This window comes from Prochlorococcus marinus CUG1435 (genome assembly GCA_017644375.1).
Taxonomy (GTDB): Bacteria; Cyanobacteriota; Cyanobacteriia; order PCC-6307; family Cyanobiaceae; genus Prochlorococcus_A; species Prochlorococcus_A marinus_AH.
Genome location: JAEPLP010000001.1, coordinates 229,138 through 249,204, shown reverse-complemented (window position 1 = coordinate 249,204; position 20,067 = coordinate 229,138). Strand labels below are relative to the sequence as shown.

19 protein-coding genes, 2 tRNA genes and 1 other RNA gene are annotated in these 20,067 nt (G+C 32.7%); 8 read left to right on the top strand and 14 right to left on the bottom strand.

What is annotated here, in order from left to right:
- The first annotated feature begins 30 nt into the window (after positions 1-30).
- Positions 31-1,254, top strand: coding sequence for a radical SAM family heme chaperone HemW (hemW, locus tag JJ844_01410; protein ID MBO6974334.1), 1,224 nt, complete (start codon positions 31-33; stop codon positions 1,252-1,254).
- Here hemW and panB read toward each other — a convergent pair.
- Positions 1,247-2,020, bottom strand: coding sequence for a 3-methyl-2-oxobutanoate hydroxymethyltransferase (gene panB / locus JJ844_01405; protein MBO6974333.1), 774 nt, complete (start codon positions 2,018-2,020; stop codon positions 1,247-1,249). The two genes, hemW and panB, sit on opposite strands and share 8 nt — an antisense overlap.
- Positions 2,021-2,066: 46 nt before the next feature.
- Between panB and ffs the strand changes: the two genes are divergently transcribed.
- Positions 2,067-2,163: signal recognition particle sRNA small type (gene ffs, locus JJ844_01400), an RNA gene on the top strand.
- Between the two features lie 16 nt (positions 2,164-2,179).
- On the opposite strand, the gene ftsZ is transcribed toward ffs, so the two are convergent.
- The 6 genes from ftsZ to JJ844_01370 form a co-directional block, all read right to left on the bottom strand.
- Complete coding sequence (ftsZ, locus tag JJ844_01395; protein ID MBO6974332.1) at positions 2,180-3,295, bottom strand: cell division protein FtsZ; 1,116 nt, start codon at positions 3,293-3,295, stop codon at positions 2,180-2,182.
- 179 nt (positions 3,296-3,474) lie between these two features.
- Entirely contained in the window at positions 3,475-4,200 is a 726-nt protein-coding gene (locus tag JJ844_01390) for an FtsQ-type POTRA domain-containing protein (protein ID MBO6974331.1), read from the bottom strand.
- Complete coding sequence (locus JJ844_01385) at positions 4,197-4,607, bottom strand: hypothetical protein (protein MBO6974330.1); 411 nt, start codon at positions 4,605-4,607, stop codon at positions 4,197-4,199. Before JJ844_01385 ends, JJ844_01390 begins: the two co-directional genes overlap by 4 nt.
- A gap of 11 nt (positions 4,608-4,618) precedes the next feature.
- The gene (locus JJ844_01380) at positions 4,619-5,686 is read right to left on the bottom strand and encodes a D-alanine--D-alanine ligase (GenBank protein MBO6974329.1); all 1,068 of its coding nucleotides are present in this window, start codon (positions 5,684-5,686) and stop codon (positions 4,619-4,621) included.
- Between the two features lie 13 nt (positions 5,687-5,699).
- A complete protein-coding gene (gene miaB / locus JJ844_01375) occupies positions 5,700-7,091 on the bottom strand; it encodes a tRNA (N6-isopentenyl adenosine(37)-C2)-methylthiotransferase MiaB (GenBank protein ID MBO6974328.1) in 1,392 nt (463 codons plus the stop codon).
- Positions 7,092-7,162: 71 nt separating this feature from the next.
- Positions 7,163-7,235: transfer RNA gene (locus JJ844_01370), tRNA-His, on the bottom strand.
- Positions 7,236-7,364: 129 nt separating this feature from the next.
- On the opposite strand from JJ844_01370, the gene JJ844_01365 reads away from it, so the two are divergent.
- Positions 7,365-8,600, top strand: a complete 1,236-nt coding sequence (locus JJ844_01365; GenBank protein ID MBO6974327.1) for an amidohydrolase family protein — start codon at positions 7,365-7,367, stop codon at positions 8,598-8,600.
- Positions 8,601-8,638: 38 nt separating this feature from the next.
- Positions 8,639-9,994, top strand: coding sequence for an FAD-binding oxidoreductase (locus JJ844_01360; GenBank protein ID MBO6974326.1), 1,356 nt, complete (start codon positions 8,639-8,641; stop codon positions 9,992-9,994).
- Here the strand turns inward: JJ844_01360 and JJ844_01355 are convergent.
- The 4 genes from JJ844_01355 to murA all read right to left on the bottom strand — a co-directional run bounded on the left by JJ844_01355 (position 9,991) and on the right by murA (position 14,403).
- Entirely contained in the window at positions 9,991-11,223 is a 1,233-nt protein-coding gene (locus tag JJ844_01355) for a bifunctional folylpolyglutamate synthase/ dihydrofolate synthase (protein ID MBO6974325.1), read from the bottom strand. The two genes, JJ844_01360 and JJ844_01355, sit on opposite strands and share 4 nt — an antisense overlap.
- Before the next feature lie 11 nt (positions 11,224-11,234).
- Complete coding sequence (locus tag JJ844_01350; GenBank protein MBO6974324.1) at positions 11,235-12,410, bottom strand: aspartate aminotransferase family protein; 1,176 nt, start codon at positions 12,408-12,410, stop codon at positions 11,235-11,237.
- 5 nt (positions 12,411-12,415) lie between these two features.
- A tRNA-Leu gene (locus tag JJ844_01345) sits at positions 12,416-12,497 on the bottom strand.
- Positions 12,498-13,032: 535 nt separating this feature from the next.
- Entirely contained in the window at positions 13,033-14,403 is a 1,371-nt protein-coding gene (gene murA / locus JJ844_01340; protein ID MBO6974323.1) for a UDP-N-acetylglucosamine 1-carboxyvinyltransferase, read from the bottom strand.
- 292 nt (positions 14,404-14,695) lie between these two features.
- Here murA and JJ844_01335 point away from each other — a divergent pair, with 292 nt between their 5' ends.
- The 4 genes from JJ844_01335 to JJ844_01320 are packed head-to-tail and all read left to right on the top strand — an operon-like array spanning position 14,696 to position 18,508.
- Positions 14,696-15,433, top strand: a complete 738-nt coding sequence (locus tag JJ844_01335) for an RNA methyltransferase (protein ID MBO6974322.1) — start codon at positions 14,696-14,698, stop codon at positions 15,431-15,433.
- Positions 15,434-15,444: 11 nt separating this feature from the next.
- Positions 15,445-16,884, top strand: a complete 1,440-nt coding sequence (gene lpdA / locus JJ844_01330) for a dihydrolipoyl dehydrogenase (protein ID MBO6974321.1) — start codon at positions 15,445-15,447, stop codon at positions 16,882-16,884.
- A gap of 12 nt (positions 16,885-16,896) precedes the next feature.
- Positions 16,897-17,784 carry an indole-3-glycerol phosphate synthase TrpC gene (trpC, locus tag JJ844_01325; protein MBO6974320.1) on the top strand — a complete coding sequence of 296 codons (888 nt, stop codon included), beginning with the start codon at positions 16,897-16,899 and terminating at the stop codon, positions 17,782-17,784.
- A 55-nt stretch (positions 17,785-17,839) separates the two neighbouring features.
- On the top strand, positions 17,840-18,508 hold the full coding sequence (locus tag JJ844_01320) for a hydantoin utilization protein A (GenBank protein ID MBO6974319.1): 669 nt from the start codon (positions 17,840-17,842) through the stop codon (positions 18,506-18,508).
- On the opposite strand, the gene sodX is transcribed toward JJ844_01320, so the two are convergent.
- The 3 genes from sodX to JJ844_01305 all read right to left on the bottom strand — a co-directional run bounded on the left by sodX (position 18,467) and on the right by JJ844_01305 (position 19,989).
- Positions 18,467-18,859, bottom strand: coding sequence for a nickel-type superoxide dismutase maturation protease (gene sodX, locus JJ844_01315; protein ID MBO6974318.1), 393 nt, complete (start codon positions 18,857-18,859; stop codon positions 18,467-18,469). The genes JJ844_01320 and sodX overlap by 42 nt on opposite strands.
- A gap of 8 nt (positions 18,860-18,867) precedes the next feature.
- Entirely contained in the window at positions 18,868-19,341 is a 474-nt protein-coding gene (sodN, locus tag JJ844_01310) for a superoxide dismutase, Ni (GenBank protein MBO6974317.1), read from the bottom strand.
- 78 nt (positions 19,342-19,419) lie between these two features.
- Entirely contained in the window at positions 19,420-19,989 is a 570-nt protein-coding gene (locus JJ844_01305) for an FKBP-type peptidyl-prolyl cis-trans isomerase (protein MBO6974316.1), read from the bottom strand.
- Positions 19,990-20,067 lie beyond the last annotated feature (78 nt).

The window sequence follows — 20,067 nt, the reverse complement described above, 5'->3', positions numbered from 1 at the left end:
TTTTTTGGAGCTTAAAAATGTATTTAAATTATGAGTAAGTTGCCAAGAAGTGCTTATGTACACATTCCTTTTTGCCATCGAAGGTGTTTTTATTGTGACTTTGCAGTTATTCCGCTAGGAAACAAAGTCGAAACTTTACAAGGTTATGGAAGTAAAACTGTAAAAGAATATTTAAATTTTTTATACAAAGAAATATTGTCAATTAAGCATAAATCACCTCTTTCGACAATTTATATAGGTGGTGGTACGCCATCAATTTTAGATCCTGTACAAATCAAAGAGTTAATTGATCTCTTTAAAGAAAATTATGGAATTGACTATGGTGCTGAAATTACTATGGAGGTTGACCCAGCTAGTTTTAATCAAGATGATCTTTATGGATTCATCAATGCTGGGATAAATAGATTTAGTCTTGGAGTACAAAGTTTTAATAATCATGTACTGCAAAAGTCGGGAAGGCGGCATTTGAAAGATGATGCTGAAATATCTTGCTTATGGTTGAAAAGAGTATATGATTCTGGATTGATAAAAAGCTGGAGCTTAGATTTAATTCAAAACTTGCCACTTAGTGGTTTTAAAGAATGGCAAGATGACTTAAAAAAAACAATTACGTTTTCTCCACCGCACATATCTATTTACGATTTAAATATTGAAAATGGAACTGTTTTTAAAAAATTAGATAATTTAGGACAATTAAAACTTCCAAGTGATGAAGAAGCTTTTAGAAATAGTGAATCAACTAATTTAATATTAAAAAAATCAGGTTACTCAAGATATGAAATTTCAAACTATTCTCTACCGGGGCATCAATCGAGACATAATAGAGTTTATTGGCGTGGGTTTGGTTGGTGGAGTTTTGGGCAAGGTTCCACTAGTTCACCTTGGGGAAAACAATTTACTAGACCAAGAGTTAGTAAGGAATATAAAGAATGGGTAATTAGGCAATGCGAACTTTATTTAGATTCATCTCTTTTAAATAATGAATTTGTCTATAAAGAACTTGATGAGAAAATAATGTTAGGATTAAGACTTAAAGAGGGGATAGATATTTATAGATTATTTAAAGAACAAAACTGGGAAACCAAAAAATTTGAAAATAACTTTAGTAAATTGCTTGAAGAATGGGAAAAATTTCTTGAAAGTGGATTATTAGTAAAGGAGGGAAATAGATTTTTTTTAAGTGATCCAAAAGGAATGGAGCTAAGCAACCAAATTCTTATTTCTATGTTTAAGTGGTGGGATGAGGTTAATTAAGTCTTTCAGAGGCTACCCATTCTTTTAATTTATCCCTAAACAACATCTTTCCTTGAATAACAGGTTGGCAAAATGGTGGTTGATTGTCATTAAGGCCTAACAAATCTGCAGTAACTCTTACTTGCCCATCGCAATAAATACCTGCACCAATCCCTATTGTGGGAATTTTTAAGTTATTTTGTATCTCTTTGGCAAGCAACTCAGGAATATGTTCAAGAACTATTGAAAAACATCCTAATTTTTCAAGAATAGAGGCCTCTCTTTTTATTTTATCTCTGCTCTCTAAGCTTTCTCCCTGTTTCTTTAATCCCAGATTTAAATAGCTTTGTGGTGTAAGACCTATATGACCCATTACGGGGATTCCCATTCTTATTAATCTAGAAATAACCTTTTGGATTTCTGGTTCAGCCCCTTCAACTTTTACAGCTTTTGCACAAGTGCTTTGAATAATTTTTCCTGCATACTCTACAGCTTTATCCTCTCCACATTGGTAAGTCAAAAAAGGCATATCGCAAACAACTAGAGGTTGTTCTTCAATTTTCTTTTTAAACCCTCTAGTAACAGCATTAGTATGATAAATTATATTTTCCAGAGATAATGGCAATGTAGATTTGTATCCTAAACAGACCATTGCTAGGGAATCTCCTACCAAAACAAGATCAACATTAGCTTGTTCCACAATTGAACCTGATATGGAATCCCATGCAGTTAATGCAATAATTCTTTGAGAATTTTCTTTATACTTAATAAGTTCTGAAGGTAGCATAAGTATTTATGTATCTTTTTTGATCAAGAATTGCTAATATATCACTGACTCGGCCTTTCGCGGTTTTAACGCCTAAACCTGGTCAGGACCGGAAGGTAGCAGCCACAAGGGATGCTTGAGGCAGGCGAGATAACCGAGTCACTCTATTTTAACTATCAATTAATCTATATCTTTCTTACTTTGCCTTAATCTCAAAAATTCTGGAATATTAGCTCCTGTTTCTTTGTTGTCGGAAACATTATAAAAAGATTGATTAGATAATCTGTTTTTAATTCTTTGTTGCTTCAATGGTTGGTTAGTATCGAAACCTGTTGCAATGACCGTAACCTGTATCTCGCCTTCCATTGTTTCGTCAACGGCTTGACCTACTATTATGTTTGCATCTTGATCTACGACATCACTAATAACCTCTCCAACAGAATTTACATCGTCAAGTGTTAAATCTATCCCTCCAGTGATGTTTATTAAGCAACCTTTAGCTCCATCAATTCTTCCTGCTTCTAATAAGGGACTATTAATTGCAGCTTGAGCAGCCTCTATGGCTCTAGATCGACCAGAGCCAATACCCATCCCAAGTAGAGCTGTACCAGCTTCCGTCATGACAGATCTTACATCAGCAAAGTCAAGATTTACCTCCCCTGGCCGGGTAATTACTTCACTTATACCTTTAACTCCCATTCTTAGAACATCATCAGCATTCCTAAAGGCTTCTTGAATAGAGGCACCAGCAGAAACTTCTTTTAACCTGTCATTTGGGATGACAATAAGGGTATCCACATTCTCTGCCAATCTTGCGATTCCTTCTTCTGCTTGTCGCATTCTTCTTTTACCTTCGAAAGAAAAAGGTTTAGTTACTATGCCAATAGTTAATGCGCCGCTTTGCTTTGCCACTTCAGCAACAACTGGAGCTGCTCCTGTACCAGTACCTCCACCCATTCCTGCTGCAATGAATACCAAGTCAGATCCCTCTAGTGATTGTTGCAGCTCATCTCTAGATTCTTCTGCAGCCTTTTGACCGATACTTGGATTACCACCTGCTCCAAGACCTCTTGTTAAGTTCTGACCTAGCTGTACCCTTCGCTCTGCAGAGGATTGTAGTAAGGCTTGAGCATCAGTATTGAGAACTCTGAATGAAACCCCAACAAGGTCGCTATCAATCATCCTGTTTACAGCATTACTTCCACCGCCACCAACGCCAATTACTTCAATTTTGGCATTCTGACTTGGAAGGATGTCTTTTGATTGATCAAAGTTTGGATTGTTACCGAAGCTCATCTCTTAAATAGGGATCTAATACTAGTATTGGGTGCATTATGAACTTACTAAGCTCATCTGTAGGAAAATGTTGAGGAAATTCCTTAAATATTTATTTAATAAATATTTTGTATAAAATGCTAAACCCCCACCAACACTACAATAATTAAGAAAAATTATTTAAAATTCAATCCTAAATATTAGGGTTTGAACACTTTTATTTTTGGTTTGTTTGGATCAGTAAGATCAATATTATCTATTTTTTCAGAAAAATTATTTTTCCCAAATTCATTTTTTAGGTTATTGATTATTTGTAATTGATAGTTGATTAAATTAGGTTTGAATCCTAGGAATATTGTTTTTAAATCTCTTTCCTCAAGAGTTAGAAATCCATTTGGTGAAAAAGTTATTTTTACTATCTCAAATTCAAAATTCTCCTGGTCATTTAATATTTTAGATAATATTTTTTTAAATTCTTCTTTCCAACCAAAAACTTTTATTTTTAACTTGCTCAAATCTATTTCTTCTGCGTTTTGTATATTTATGAAAATTCCATCTTTATCAATAAAACCAAATATTTTTTCATTATTTAGTATTCTCTCACCAAAAGCTATTGGAGTTCTTGTTTTAACTTGCACCCTCAAACCAAAAGGAAATATTTGCCTACTGACTGAAACATTCTTTAGCGATAAATTCTGTTTTAACTCTTTTTCTAAAAAATTAGTTTTTATAGAAATTAGTCTTGTTGGAAGTTCTAAAGATGAATTCTCTAATAAATCATTCTGGGAGAATATTTCACTTCCTGAAATTCTGATGTCCTGAATTTTAACATTTTTTAAGGTTTTTAGGCTTATTAAGCTTGTTGAAAATAAAAAGAAAATTAAAAATAAAAAGCGCCTATTATTGATTACTGTATTTTTTCTCACAAATCACATCGAGCTTTTTCCATTAATTGGTCCATCCATTCTCTTGCCTTTTCTGCATCTGAAAATGGCACATCCATCTCTTTCCCATCACCTACGAGTCTCAATCTACACTTCCCTTGAGATTCACTCGTTAGAGGAGCTTCTCCTGAAGTTAGGGCCATTAATTCAACTAATTCAAGTTTCTTGATTGTGAAACTATCTTTATCTTCAAACGTACCAGCTTCAAATGCACTCCATCTTAATTCCCCGTCTTTTAAAGAAGCTGCACCAGAACTATCTAACTTACAAAGTTCAGAACCATTCGCCCAGATCCTAAAAAGATTTTGTCGTCTTCTTTCTAACCATCCCAGAGCAGTTAATAAAATGAAGATTAAGAGTAATGGCAACCAAAGAAGTCCATGCAACATTTGATTCGAAATTATAAATCTAGAGATATGTCTACCAGTTTAGCCACAAGTTGTTCAATATTTAAACCCGAAGCTTTCCAAAGCATTGGGAACATACTGTTTTTTGTAAAACCAGGAATTGTGTTTATTTCATTTAACAAAATTTTATTTGAAGATTTTTCTAAAAAGAAATCTACCCTTGCAAAACCAAAAATATTTAAAGCTCTACAACTTTGAATAGCAATTTCCTTAATTTGGTTGGTAATTTTAGAATCTATTTCGGCTGGGATAGTTATTTTATTATTTGAATTATATTTTGAATCGTAATCATACCAATCACTCTCGTAATTTACTTCGCCTATCTCAGAAGTTATGAGTTTTGAACTTCCAATTATTCCACATTCAATCTCTCTTACCTCTAAACCTTCCTCTACTACAATTCTTGAATCTATTTCACAAGCCTTTTCTAAGGCATCAAATATTTCTGATTCATTTATGACTTTGGAGATGCCAAGAGATGATCCAGAGTTAGATGGTTTAACAAAAACAGGAAAATTTAATTTTTTTATTATTTCACTAATTAAATTTTTTTTAACTTCATTATTACTTAGGTCTTCGTTTTGAAAAACCAGATAATTAACTTGGGGAATTTTTAGATTTGAGAAAATTGTTTTCATCAATATTTTATCCATTCCTAAAGCAGAGCCAAGAATGCCGCATCCGACAAAAGGTTTTTTTGTAAATTTTAGTAATCCATGAATTGATCCATCTTCACCATTAAGTCCATGTAGAAGAGGAAACCAAATATCAACATTTTGAAATTTTATTCCATCAAGGAAGTTAATTTTTTTTGGGTTAAAAGTCTCTTGATTTTTTATTGTTTTGTTTTCAATTTCACCAAACAGGATCTTAACTGAGATATCACTATCAATCCAATCTCCACATTTATCTATATAAAAGGCTTTAACAGTGAAGCGTTGTTTATTTATTTCTGAATTGAAGGCTTGAAAAACCGTCTTTGCAGAGGATATTGATACTTCATGTTCATTTGAATTGCCACCAAATATTAATCCAATACATTTTTTATTTTCACTAATCATTTTGAAAAAATTATTAGCAAAGTTCACCTGTTAAAGAAAAAGGTCTTGCCTCATTAATTCTGACATCTATCTCCTCTCCCATTGAAAAATTAAATTGCATGTTATTGGGAACCTCTACGAAAGTTAGTCTATTTGTTCTAGTCCTACCCATAATTTGTGAAGAATTTTTTGGATTTAAACCCTCAATTAGAACACTTTCAACACTATTAATGTATCGTTGGTTTCTAATCCTGGCAGTTTTCTCGACTAAACGATTAATTTCCTGTAATCTAGCCTTTTTTACTTCTTCAGGAATTTGATTAGTCCAAACTGCTGCTGGCGTATTTGGTCTTGGAGAATATGCTGCTGTATTTACTTGATCAAAGCCAATATCTGAAATTAGCCTCAATGTATCTTGATATTGTTGTTCGGTTTCTCCTGGGAAAGCAACTATCGCGTCTGCTGTTATTGATGCTTCTGGCATTAAAGATCTTATATTTTCAATTATCTTTTTGTACTTTTTAATGGTATATCCTCTAGACATCTGCTTTAAGATTTCATCATTTCCACTTTGGAAGGGAATATGAAAATGTTCGCAGACCTTATCAAGTTCATAACAAGCTTGAATTAATCTTTTTGAAAAATATCTTGGATGACTCGTGGCAAATCTTATTCTACGAATTCCTTTGACATCATGAATGTAGTACAAAAGATCAGTAAGAGTATTTTCTTTCCTCCCCTCTTTTGTTGTTCCTGGAAGATCTCTACCATACGCATCAATGTTCTGCCCCAAAAGAGTAATTTCTTTAAAATTTTTATCAGCTAATTTTTGTATCTCACTTTTTATCGCATTTGGATATCTTGATTGCTCTTTTCCTCTGACAGAAGGTACTACACAATATGAACATCGTTCATTACAGCCATATATGATGTTAACCCAACCACAAATAGAGCTTTCTCTTCTTGCACTTGTTATGTCTTCAGAAATGAAGGTTTCCTCAGTGGCCGCAACTTGATGGCCCAAATCAACTTTCCCTAGTAAGTTCTCAAGGTTATTAACGTGTTGAGGTCCCATTACAAGATCAAGTTCTGGTACTCTTCTGAGTAAGGACTCTCCCTCTTGCTGCGCGAGACAACCTGCTACAACGAGTTTTAAGCTGGGTGTTTTGTGTTTTCTTTTTGCTTGTCTTCCTAGAAAACTATAAACTTTTTGTTCTGCATTATCTCTAATAGTGCATGTATTGTATAAGACTAAATCCGCATTTAATTCATCATCTGCCCTGATATATCCCATTCTCTCTAAAGTTCCAGCCATTCTTTCAGAATCAGCTTTGTTCATTTGACATCCAAATGTGGTTATCCAATAACTGCCAGTAGTTAAGTTCTTTTGAAATTTTTTTTCGTCTTGTTTTGTTTTTGTTAGCACTTTGCTAGAAATTTTTTATGATTCTTTAAGTCAAAATTACAAATTAAATAATTTTGCTGCAATTTTTTGAGGGCGAGCGAGGGGATTCGAACCCCCGAATAGCGGCGCCACAAGCCGCTGCCTTAACCACTTGGCGACGCCCGCCTCACATTTATAAATTTAACAACTCAAGGGTAATTTTTCATAGTTATTTTATCTTTTAGCGAAATTTGAATTATTTTTTAAGTCAGTAAAGTTTTCTTATGTTTTAAAATAAAAAAAAATTTAAAAATTTTGAGTAATTCCGGCACTGCTGAGGTTCTTATTCCCAGAAGCCTTTGTTCAATTGAGGATTTTGATAACCTCATTATTGATTTAGAGGATTTATGTTCAGTTTCCATCAGTTGGGAGGATGGATTTGTTTCTGGGTTAAAGCCTTTAAAAAATAAAGTTACAAAACCAAAAAATATTTTATTCCCAAGATTTGTTGAAACGCATTCGCATTTTGATAAATCTTTTACCTGGCCAGAATTTCCTAATCTGGAATCAAACTATGAAGGAGCATTATCAGTAAATCTTGAAGAACATAAAACTAGAACTACAGATAAGGTTCTTGAAAGAGTTGAGAAATCATTAAAACTTGCTATACAAAATGGATACCGAGCGATTAGAAGTCATATCGATACATATAAAGGTCAATCTATTGAAATTTGGATTGAACTTTTTAAATTACAAAAAAAATTTTCATCTGAGTTGACTCTACAATACGTTGCTCTAGCTCCAGTGGAATTCTGGGATACAAATGATGGAGAAGATTTGGCAAAAATATTTTCCTCTAATGGAGGTATTTTAGGAGGTGTTATTGTTCCTCCTTTCAATAAAAAAAATACAAGCAAATTTCTAGCAAAGATGCTTCTTCTTGCAAGTAAATATAAATTAGAAATTGATTTACATATTGATGAATCAATTATTGAACCTGGAGCGGGAATAAAAGTTTTATTAGAAACAATCGAAAATTTAAAAATTAATAGTATACCGATCACTTGTAGTCATTTGAGTAGTCTTATTTTTCTAAGTAATAGAGAGATTTTAAATTTAGGAGAAAAAATGGCCGAGAAAAATATTAAGGTTATTGCTTTACCCTTAACAAATTTTTGGCTCCTCAATCGAAGTAATAAAACTACTTCATTAAAAAGACCAGTTGCGCCAATAAAGCAATTACAAAAATCACATGTGGATGTATCTCTTGGTAGTGATAATGTTCAAGACCCTTGGTACCCATTTGGTAATTTTGACCCTTTTTATATGTTGTCTTGCTCGATGCCTATGCTTCAACTAAACCCCTGGGAGAGAATGACTCTATCTTCTATTTTTTTAGCTCCAAGCAGATTATTAAATTTAAAATGGGATGGTCTAATTAAAAAAGGTTGTCCTGCTGATTTTGTGATTTTAGATGCACAAAGATGGGCAGATGTTTTTTCGAGCAATTTGAAGAGAAAAGTATTTATAAACGGCGATTTATATCGCTAATTGGCTAATTTATATACAAAGCACAAAAATTTTTATTAATGACATCAAATAGTCTCAAATTTTTAGACAAATTTAGAGGAGTCAAAAACTTAGAGATCATTGAAAATAAATCCGATGTAAAAAGACTTTCAAAAGATTTTTATAACTACTCTCCAATCCTTACTAAAAAATTAGACGAATGTATTGCTGATTTGGTGGTGAGACCTATTGATCACAAAGCGGTAAGGGAAGTAGCAGAAATTTGTTGGGAATTATCTATCCCACTTACTTTAAGGGGATCAGGTACAGGTAATTATGGACAAGCTGTCCCATTATTTAAAGGAGTTGTAATGCAGATGAGTCACTTTAATAAGTTAGAAGAATTTGATCCAGATACAGGCTTTGTAAAAGTACAGTCTGGCTGTGTTATGGGAGATTTGAATAAACAATTAGAGAAATATGGTAGAGAATTGAGATTGCTTCCTAGTACTTGGAAAACTGCAACAATTGGAGGTTTTATTGCAGGTGGATCAGGAGGTATTGGTTCCATTAGATGGGGATTTTTAAGAGATCCAGGAAATCTTATTGGTTTAGAGGCAGTAACGATGAATGAAAAACCTGCATTATTAAAATTTGATGCTGAAGAATCCGAACCTCTTAATCATGCTTATGGGACTAATGGAATAATTACTTCTTTATTACTTGCTACTGATATCAAACGTAAGTGGTACTCATTAGTTATCGACTGTATTGAATTTGAAAAAACAATAGAAATATTAAAAACTCTTACTAGCGCAGCAATTGATCTGAAATTAGGAGCAATTCTTGAAGAAGAAATTGTAGATCAAATGCCAAAATGGTTTAAAGGTAAATCTAGAAGTCACAAGATATTAATACAATCTACTCTTGGAGGAATAAAAACCATAGATCTAATTTGTAAAAAATTTAAAGTTAAATCTGCCCTACTTGGGGAAGAAGAAAAGCTCGTGAATGGAATTTCTGAAGTTGTATGGAATCATACAACTCTTCATATGAGGTCTAGGGATAAAAATTGGACGTATTTACAGATGCTTTTGCCACTTAACAATGAAATAGAATTAATTAATTTTTTGAGAAAAAAATGGGGTAAAAAAGTTCTTTGGCATTTAGAGGCAGTTTCTCAACAAGGATCACCGCGATTAGCGGCTTTGCCTGTATTTAAGTGGAATGGGGCAGAAGAATTAAAAGAAATAATGGAAGATTGCAAGAAACTTGGTGCGTTTATTTTTAATCCTCATGTTTTAACAGTTGAAGGAGGAGGTCTCGGAGTGGTGGATGCAGATCAAGTAAAAGCGAAATTAAGATTTGATCCTAAAGGGCTATTAAATCCAGGAAAATTGGAAGGTTGGGAAGTAAAAGAACAATTTAAAATTTAACATTTCTGTTTATTCGCAAATTTAATAAATTCGGCAACTAAAAAAATAGAACCTGTTAGAACAGGATGATTAGTCGGCCATTTTTTTAAAGAAAATAAATACTCAATGGCAAGTTCAAATGTTTTAAATTCAATTGTTTTTTGGAAGTCAATTTCTTTAATCTGAGACAGATCATTTAATTGCCAACTAGGTTGGTTTGGAACTGGCACAAGTAATAAGTGATCATTTTTCTTTAGAAGTGTTTTTAATATTGCGTAAATATCTTTTTGTCTTTGGACACCTAAAATCCAATAAATTCCTTTATCTTCATTCTTCCAATTGCTTCGCTCATGAGAGAGTGCTTTTGCAGCAGGATAATTGTGCGCACAATCTACAAGAATTTCTTTGTTGAAATAATTTATTATTTCTAGCCTTCCGTTCCAAGTTGTCTTTTTAAGACCTTCAGATATGTGTTTTTCTTTAATATTAAATCCTAAATTATTCAGCGCTTCAATTGCTCCAACAGCTACAGAAGCATTTTCCTTTTGAAAAATTCCTTTTAATCCAAGCTCATAGCTGTTTGTAATTGAATCTTTCCAAATAATTTCTGCTCCAACCTTTTTAACTTTTTTGGTTATTAAATTTTCAACTTGACTATTTTGTTTGCATGAGATGACAATTGAGTTTTTTTCAATAACTGCTAATTTTTCTTCGGCAATTTTTTCAATCGTATCTCCAAGAAATTCTTGATGGTCTAAGCCAATATTCCCAATAGCAATTATTGGTCTAGATTTATGGGCTGTTGTCGCGTCTAATCGTCCCCCTAAGCCAGCTTCAAGAATAAGTAATTCAACTTTTTGATGGTCAAAAAAATTTAGTGCGCAGCAAATGATTTTTTCAAAAGGAGTTAATTCAAATGTTGAAAAATTTTTTTCTATTAATCTATAGATTTTTTCAAAATCATTTTTGTTGATATTTTTTTTATTAATTCTAATCCTCTCGCATACATCTAAAAGATGAGGAGATGTAGTTACACCGAAATTCCTTTTGGCTTCAAAAAGTATACTTTCTAAATATGCCGCGATTGATCCTTTCCCATTGGTTCCAATAATCTGTATGGCAGGGATATTCTTGCAAGGATTACCAAGTTCTTGTAGTGCTTTTTTAATTCTTGATAAACCTAACTTGATATTATCCCTTTCATATTTAGGAGATAACAATTCAAAAGTTTTTAAATTTGCATTTTTCAAAATTTAAATTGCTATAACTCTTCAAAAATTGAATTTAGCTTATTTAAAAGAATATTAATTTCTCTTCGAGAAATAACTAATGGTGGGACAATTCTTACAACATTTCCTCCTGCAGGAACTACCAGTAATCCTTTATCAAAAGCTTTTAAAGTAATGTTTTTTGCATCAGCATAATCATCATTGATCACAAGACCTTGTATTAAACCTAAACCTCTTTTCCCGCTAATAATATTTGGAAATTTTTTTGACAATTCTTCAAACCCAGCACTTAATTGTTCCCCTCTTAGATAAACATTATTGATAATATTTCTTCTATTTATTTCTTCTAATACAGTTAGGGCAGCTTTACAAGCAAATGGGTTCCCTCCAAAAGTGCTAGCATGATCCCCTGGAGAAAAAATGTTGGCTTTTTCTTTTACCAATAATGCTCCAATTGCATGACCTCCTCCTAATCCTTTAGCAAGGGTGAATCCATCAGGTTCAATTCCTAAATTCTCATAACCCCACATTTTCCCAGTTCGACCTACTCCACTTTGGACCTCATCTAAAATGAGAAGAGAATTATATTTATCACATATTTCTCTCAGGCTTTTAAAAAATATTTTACTTCCAGGAATTACGCCGCCTTCACCTTGTATGGGTTCAACTAAAACTCCGGAAATTTTTTGATCATTATTTTCACACTCTTCAAATAATTTTTTTACCGAATCAAAATTGTTAAATTTAAAAAATTTGAACCCTTGAATCATTGGTTCGAAACCTTTTTGATATTTTGGTTGTCCAGTGGCACTCAAGGCTGCAAGCGTCCTTCCATGGAAGCTGGATTCTGCTGCGAGAATAATTGATTCTTTACCTTTATTTGTTTTATTTCCATATTTTTTAATTAATTTAATTGCTGATTCATTTGCTTCCGCACCACTATTACAGAAGAAGACGCTTTTAGCACAACTCATATTCGTTAAAGTTCTGCTTAATTGTTCTTGTTCTTCAATGTTGTAAAGATTGGAAATGTGCTGAATCTTTTTTAGTTGACTTGATAGCTTCCTTCTTAAAACTCTATCGCTATGTCCAAGACTACAAGTTGCAATACCAGCAACTGCATCAAGATACTTTTTACCTTTGTTGTCCCATAGCCAACAACCTTTTCCTTTTTTGAATGATATATCGAATCGACTATAGGTATTCATCAAAGTGGGAGCGGTCGGACTTGAACCGACATACCCGAAGGTGCCGCATTTTGAGTGCGGTGCGTCTACCAATTCCACCACGCTCCCAAGGCTTTTGAAAAAATGAACCTTTTTATTATAACAAAAATCAACTTATTGACTATTGTTCTGGTCAAGGAACGGTGATCTAAATAACGTTTGTTAATAGTTAATCTTTTCGTTGAAAACATAGAATTATATTTATTGAATTTGCTGACAAGGGATAAGGTGAAAAATAAAAAATTGACATATATGATACATTTTTGTGATTAAATGAGAGTAAAAGTCCTTCTCATGAGGAGATAGCTTCATGTTTAGTAATATTGTGCTATATTTGGAAAAAAAGCAAATGTCCAAAACTCAAGCTAAAAAGCTATCTCTGAAGTTTATTCCTTATCTTTTTATTGCAGTAACCATACTGACAGCATTTGGTACTAATGGAGGGACATGGGTATGAATAGCTTCAAACTAGCTGGTTTGAACAAAAATTGGTCTAATCGTTTCTTAGTACTATTTATATTATTTTTAGGTTGTATTTCACTAATTAATATCGCTTATATATAAGAAATTGGTTTTTTCAGGATTGATAATTTTTTCTCTCATATTAAGCTGCCTTATATTTAGGAATATCTTCAGGTTCGGAATTAATTTCAAATTCCTTATCAGAGCTAGTTCTTCGGTTAAATTCTCTGTTTATTTTTACACCTAGCATTTTGAGTTTTGATTCAAAATGCTCATAACCTCTATCCAAATGGTCTAAACCATAGATTCTACTATTACCTTTAGCTACTATGCCAGCTATTATTAATGCAGCTGATGACCTTAAGTCTGAGCCAACTAGATTCATTCCTTTAATTGTTTTAACTCCCTTGATATGAGCTACATTTTTATTTAATTTAATACTGGCACCCATTTTATTTAGCAAATGAATATGATTCATTCTGTTTTCAAAAATTGTTTCAGTTATCTTTGATTCACCATCAGCTATAGTCATCAAGGCTGTAAATGGTGCCTGTAAATCAGTAGGAAATCCTGGGAAAGGGGCTGTATCAATATCTACCGCTTTTATTTCTTTACCTTTAATTGTAATTGAATTACCTTTAATCGTTATTTTACTACCGCTCTCTTGAAGCTTATTAGTAACGGCTTCAAGATGAGTAGGAATAACTGGAGAAATTGTTATGGAAGAGGAAGTTGCAGCAGCAGCTATTAGAAAAGTGCCTGCTTCTATTCTGTCTGGGATTACTTTGTGAGTACAACCATCAAGTTTATTCACACCATCAATAATTATTTTTTCTTTACCAGAGTCGTAAATTTTTGCTCCCATTTTATTGAGCATTTGACATAAATCTTGTATTTCAGGTTCCCTAGCAGCATTCTCAATAGTAGTTCTTCCCTTTGCTAAAGATGCAGCCATTATTAAAGTTTCAGTTGCTCCTACGCTTGGACATTTCAATATGATATGAGTACCACAAAGTCTATTCTTATTTCCCTTTATTTTGGCTTTCACAATTCCTTCTTCAATAAGAATTTCTGCTCCTAAGGCTTTAAGTCCATTAATATGTTCATCTATAGGCCTTAAACCAATATTGCAACCTCCAGGCATGGGTACTTTAGCCTCTCCAAATTTACTTAATAGTGCACCAATACAAAAAAAACTAGCTCTTAGTCGATTAACAAGTTCATATGGAAGTTGTTGATTGGAAATGTTTTTTGAATCTATTTCTAATTTATTATTTTTATCCACTAAGTTAACTCCTAAACTCTTAAGTATTTCCCTCATCTTTTCTATATCAGTGAGATGTGGAACATTCTCAAGAATTATTATTTCGTTAGTCAATAATGATGCCGCTAATAAAACCAAGGCTGAATTTTTCGCACCACCTATTTCAACTGTTCCATTTAATTTAGCTTGGCCAAAAATCTTTAAATTTTGAGATTTAAGATATGACTTATTTTCGCTTCCCCAAATCATTAAGATTTAATTTATTAGGTTCATAATGACAAACTAACTTTAGTAAGTCCACCCTATGTAACGTCCTGAATATTAATTAAAAGTAAAAATGTATTATTCGATTTTTAGGAAATTAAATTTTAAAAATTATTGATCAAAGCTTTATTGGAACTAAGATATAATTGATAGCAAAATTTTTAAATTCCTCATAGAAAATACTTTTTTAAAAATAACTAGTAAAAACAATAATCTAGTTAAAAGATTTAGATCATTTAAGAGAGGATCATCTCCAAAAGATCAAGACTTTTTTTGTATAGAAGGTACACATCTCATTGAAGAATTGCTGAGGTCTGGAAAAAATCCCTCTAAGATTTTAGTTACCGAAAAATGGCTAAGAAAGAATCAAAATCTAAGCAAAAAATTTGATGAGTCATTAATAAATATTGTCTCAGAGGAAGTCTTGGCATCTGCGATTTCAACAATTAATCCAGATGGAATAGCAGCTTTAGTAGAGATTTCAGCAATACCTAATTATCAATTTAAAAGAAAAGATGATTTTGTTCTTGTTCTCGACAGAATTCAAGATCCTGGGAATATGGGTAATCTATTTAGAACCGCTTTAGCTGCGGGTGTTAATGCAATTTTTTTAGCTGGAGGCGCGCACCCATTAGGCCAAAAGGTATTAAGAGCATCCTCAGGTGCAGTTTTTCATCTGCCATTTTTAAGATTTGATGGCATTGAAGAAGAAATATTAAATTCTTTACTTAAGTCTTTGTCTGAATTATCAAATGTAGGATTTAAGATTTTCTCTACTACTAGCCATAATGAAAGTTCAAAAAAACCTTCAAAACCTTACTGGGAAGTTGATTGGTCTAGACGTACAGCATTAATTTTGGGTAATGAAGGTCAAGGTATTCATAAAAAAATTCAAGAAGCTTTTAATGAAACAATTACAATTCCGCATAGTGAGATTGTAGAATCATTGAATGTGGCTTGTGTTGCAGTTCCGTTATTACTAGAACGAAAAAGAGTCGCATACACCTCTAAATAAATAAATAAAAAGTGACTGATTCAAGTTTTGATTTTGATTTAATAGTAATAGGAGCAGGATATGGAGGTTTTGATGCCGCTAAACATGCTGCTGGTAAGGGACTGAAAGTCGCAATAGTAGAATCTTCTGATATGGGAGGCACTTGTGTTAACAAGGGTTGTGTTCCATCTAAAGCTCTTTTGGCTGCAAGTGGAAAAGTTAGAGAAATAGCTAATTATGAACATTTAGCTAAATTTGGTATACATGCTTCACCAGTAAGGTTCGAGAGATCAAAAATTGCAGATCATGCAAATAATTTAGTTTTAAATGTTAGAGAAAATTTAACAAAAACTCTTAAAAGGAGTGGAGTTGAAATTATTTTGGGTATTGGAAGAATTGAAGGAAATCAAAAAGTAGGTGTAAGAGATAAAAACGGAATTGATAAAATTTTCACATGTAAGAATATTGTTATAGCAACAGGCTCTTCTCCTTTTGTGCCCCGTGGAATAACTTTGGATAATAGGACCGTATTTACTAGCGATGATGCGGTTAAACTTGAGTGGCTGCCTAGATGGATAGCAATTATTGGAAGCGGATATATAGGTCTAGAATTTGCTGATGTTTATACCGCGCTTGGTTGTGAAGTTACCATGATCGAGGCTTTGGAGAATATTATGCCAACATTTGATCCAGACATCACTAAAATTGCTAAGAAGAACCTTATTCAAGCAAGAGATATAGACACAAAATCAAATGTCTTTGCAACAAAAATAACACCTGGATGCCCTGTAAAAATAGAACTGACTGATGCAAAATCTAAGGAAGTTGTGGAAAATCTAGAAGTTGACGCTGTACTAGTCGCAACTGGCAGAAGTCCTAATAGTAATAACTTAAATCTTGAGTCGGTTGGTATTGAAACAGTAAAAGGTTTCATTCCTGTAGATGATCAAATGAGAGTTAAGAATGGTGATGAAATAATACCTAACATTTGGGCTGTTGGAGATGTAACGGGAAAACTAATGCTTGCCCATACAGCTGCAGCGCAGGGTACTATTGCTGTTGATAATATTTGCGGTGGTAATGTTGAAATTAACTATAAAAGTATCCCCGCAGCAACCTTTACTCACCCAGAGATAAGTTCAGTTGGTCTCTCTGAAGTTGAAGCTAAAGAGACATCTATAAAAGAAAATTTTACTTTGGGAGTTGTCAAAAGTTTCTTTAAGGCTAATTCAAAAGCATTGGCTGAATTAGAGAGTGATGGATTGCTAAAGTTGATTTTCAACAAAGATAATGGGAAAGTATTAGGGGCTCATATTTTTGGGTTACATGCAGCTGATTTAATTCAAGAAATTTCGAACGCTATTTCAAGGAACCAAGATGTAATTGAATTATCTAAAGAAGTTCATACTCATCCTACTCTTAGTGAAGTAGTTGAGGTCGCATATAAACAGGCGGCTTCTCAAATAAAATAATATCTAAAATTAATGGAGATAAGACGCAGGCCACCTAATCCAACAGTAAGGGTAGAAAATTTAGAATATGCTGTACCTCATAGAGAAGCACAAGCAAAAAACATTCTGGAAGAAATTGTATGGCACAAGGATATTGAAATTAAGAATTTTAAAAAAATAGTCTCTTTAGAAGATCTCATCAAAAAGATTGAAAAACTTCCTACTCCCAAAGATTTTTACAAAAATATCTTGGAGGCAAAAATAAAACCAGGAGTTATTGCTGAAATAAAAAAAGCTAGTCCGAGTAAAGGAGTTATTAGAAAAGATTTCAATCCTGAAGAAATAGCAATTTGTTATGAAGGATTAGGTGCATCATGTATTTCAGTACTTACCGATAAAAGGTTTTTTCAAGGTAGTTATGAAATACTCGAAACTGTAAGAAAATCAACTAATCTTCCTATACTCTGCAAAGATTTTATTATTTCTGCTTATCAGATTTATAAAGCAAGGGTATCTGGTGCTGATGCAATATTATTAATCGCTGCGATTTTAAGTGATGATGATTTAATTTATTTAAAGAAAATAGCTGATAATTTAAAGATGAGTGTTCTTGTTGAAGTCCATAACTCTAATGAATTAGAAAGGATTCTAAAGTTAAAATCTTTTAATTTGATTGGAATAAATAATAGGGACTTAAAAACTTTTAAAACGGATTTAAAAACATCAATAGAATTGATGCATTCATATGCAGGTATATTTTTAAAACAAAATATTATTCCCATAAGTGAATCCGGAATTAATTGTGCCGAAGATTTAGAATCGCTTAGATCTATTGGAATCATGGGAGTATTAATTGGTGAAACTTTTATGAGAGAAACTGATATTGAACAATCTTTCAAGAAATTATTCAAATCAATTTAATATTGACTCCAAATCGTGCTATAAAATTTAATAAACAGAGTTGTACTGAATATATATGCAGGCTGTAATTTTAACAGGTATTGTCGCAGGATTTGTGCATGTAGTTAGTGGCGCTGATCATCTAATTGCAATGGCACCGGCAGCGATTAATAATCCTCAAAAAGCTCTTAAAAATAGTTTCTCATGGGGCTTGGGGCATTCCTCAGGAGTCCTCTTGTTAGCATTTCTAGCGATTTTTATTAAGGATATTACGCCATTAAACAAATTTTCTAGTATTGCCGAATTCCTAGTTGGAATTTCACTTCTAGTTGTTGGAGTATTTGCTATAAAAAATTCTTTTCAATTAAGTATTCACTCGCATTCCCATAAGCATGAGAATGGAATTGCCCATCGTCACTTTCACTTTCATGTTAAGGAACAAAAAAATAATAAACACTCACATGCTTTGACTGGTTTAGGCTTGCTACACGGTATAGCTGGAGGTTCACATTTTCTTGCAGTTCTTCCTGCTTTAGCACTACCTCTAACAAGCGCTTGCTTATATTTGATTTCATATTTGATTGGTTCACTAATAAGTATGAATCTTTTTACTTGTTTAATATCTTTTACCACCTTTAAAGCAAGTCAAAAATTTATTAAAAGATTAATAGCTGCAGCAGGAGGGCTTTCCTTTTCTTTGGGATTATTTTGGATTCAAAGAAGCGCTTCTGTTTTTTTGAATTAAAAAATTTTTTAATTTAGGAATAATCAATTTAGAGGTGACGATCCCAATTATTTTTTCGTTATTGATTAATCCAAATTTATTACTATCTTCGCTAAATTCAATATTGTCTCCAATAACCTCAACGTTATTTTGATTTACTAAATATATCCTTTTTATTAGGTTTTTATTTTTAAATGGATGATTAAAAATAACTATTTGTCGATTTTTAAGTATTGATTTATTCTTTTTATATTTTTTAAAAAATACAATATCCCCTTCTTTTAGGTAAGGAAACATTGATTCACCACTAATAATCGCGGTTTTTCTTAAACCTAAAAGAAATAAAATAAAATCAAAAAAACTTTTGAAAATAACTCTTATTAACTAGCTTTTATAAAAGCGTCTGATCTTCCTTTTGAAGCCCAGAAAATATTATGAATTTTTTCTACATAACTCATGAGTTCTTCAGCTTGGGCTAAGTCAACATTAACTTTGCATGCACTGCATAATTTGGCCGCCTTCCAAATGGTTTCATGTAAGTCTGGATAAGTTTCTAAGTGAACTGGTTTAAAGTAATCTGTCCACAAAATTAGAATTTCTTTCTTTGTTTCTTTTGCTTGCTCTTCTTTTACTGCAACATATCTAGAAAATGTATTACTGTATGCAGCCCACTCTGCTGAATCAGTGCTAGAAGGAGCTTCTAATGCAATAAGTTTTTTTGTCATTGATAAAACTGCTTCAGCTGCAACTCTCGTAGATGCTGGATCATAAACACCACAAGGACCATCGCAGTGAGCATGGACTGTCATTGGGGATGTTTTATTTAGAAAAGAATTGATGAATTTACTTAACATTTCATATATTTGATGTTGTATATATATTACTTGTAGATTCACTAAATTGAAAAGTCTTAGATATTTTTCTTACTTAATTTAATTGACTTTTAATAATTCAACTTCAAATATTAAAGTTGAATTAGCAGGAATAGGTCCCATATTTCTTGAGCCATATCCTAATTCGGGAGGAATAATTAATTTTCTTTTCCCACCAACTTTCATACCTGCAACACCTTCGTCCCAACCTTTAATCACTCTTCCTCCCCCTAAAGGGAAAGGAAATGGTGCTCTGCCATAACTAGTATCAAATTGCTCTCCATTTTCGAGCGTTCCAGTATAGTTTACTGTTACAGTCTGGCCTGACTTGGCTTCATCTCCCTCTCCTAGAACTAAGTCAATTATCTTCAGGCCACTTTCTGTAGTCTTTGAATTGTTGTCTGATGGTGTTTCTTCTGCCATAGCGAAAAGTATAGGATTTGGATCTGATGGGTCTAGTTCAAATAAATTATTATTTGAGACATTTGATGATTTTGCAACAGGTTTTCTTTGAACTGATTGAGTTTCTGATTCAGCAGCATTAACGACTTGAGGTGAATTAAATTGACTGAAAAGAGTTAATGAAACGCAAAAAACAAAAACTGTAAAACTAATAAAGACTTCTTTCACTTAAATTTTGAAAGTTACTAAAACTAAGTCTACAGAATGAAGGTACAATAAATGGGTGATTATAAATTTAATTTCGTA

Bases quoted from the DNA above. Each gene is read 5' to 3' on its own strand.
- hemW (MBO6974334.1), top strand. From the start codon at position 31: ATGAGTAAGTTGCCAAGAAGTGCTTATGTACACATTCCTTTTTGCCAT.
- panB (MBO6974333.1), bottom strand. From the start codon at position 2,020: ATGCTACCTTCAGAACTTATTAAGTATAAAGAAAATTCTCAAAGAATT.
- ftsZ (MBO6974332.1), bottom strand. From the start codon at position 3,295: ATGAGCTTCGGTAACAATCCAAACTTTGATCAATCAAAAGACATCCTT.
- JJ844_01385 (MBO6974330.1), bottom strand. From the start codon at position 4,607: ATGTTGCATGGACTTCTTTGGTTGCCATTACTCTTAATCTTCATTTTA.
- JJ844_01380 (MBO6974329.1), bottom strand. From the start codon at position 5,686: ATGATTAGTGAAAATAAAAAATGTATTGGATTAATATTTGGTGGCAAT.
- JJ844_01360 (MBO6974326.1), top strand. From the start codon at position 8,639: ATGACATCAAATAGTCTCAAATTTTTAGACAAATTTAGAGGAGTCAAA.
- JJ844_01350 (MBO6974324.1), bottom strand. From the start codon at position 12,410: ATGAATACCTATAGTCGATTCGATATATCATTCAAAAAAGGAAAAGGT.
- murA (MBO6974323.1), bottom strand. From the start codon at position 14,403: ATGATTTGGGGAAGCGAAAATAAGTCATATCTTAAATCTCAAAATTTA.
- trpC (MBO6974320.1), top strand. From the start codon at position 16,897: ATGGAGATAAGACGCAGGCCACCTAATCCAACAGTAAGGGTAGAAAAT.
- JJ844_01320 (MBO6974319.1), top strand. From the start codon at position 17,840: ATGCAGGCTGTAATTTTAACAGGTATTGTCGCAGGATTTGTGCATGTA.
- sodN (MBO6974317.1), bottom strand. From the start codon at position 19,341: ATGTTAAGTAAATTCATCAATTCTTTTCTAAATAAAACATCCCCAATG.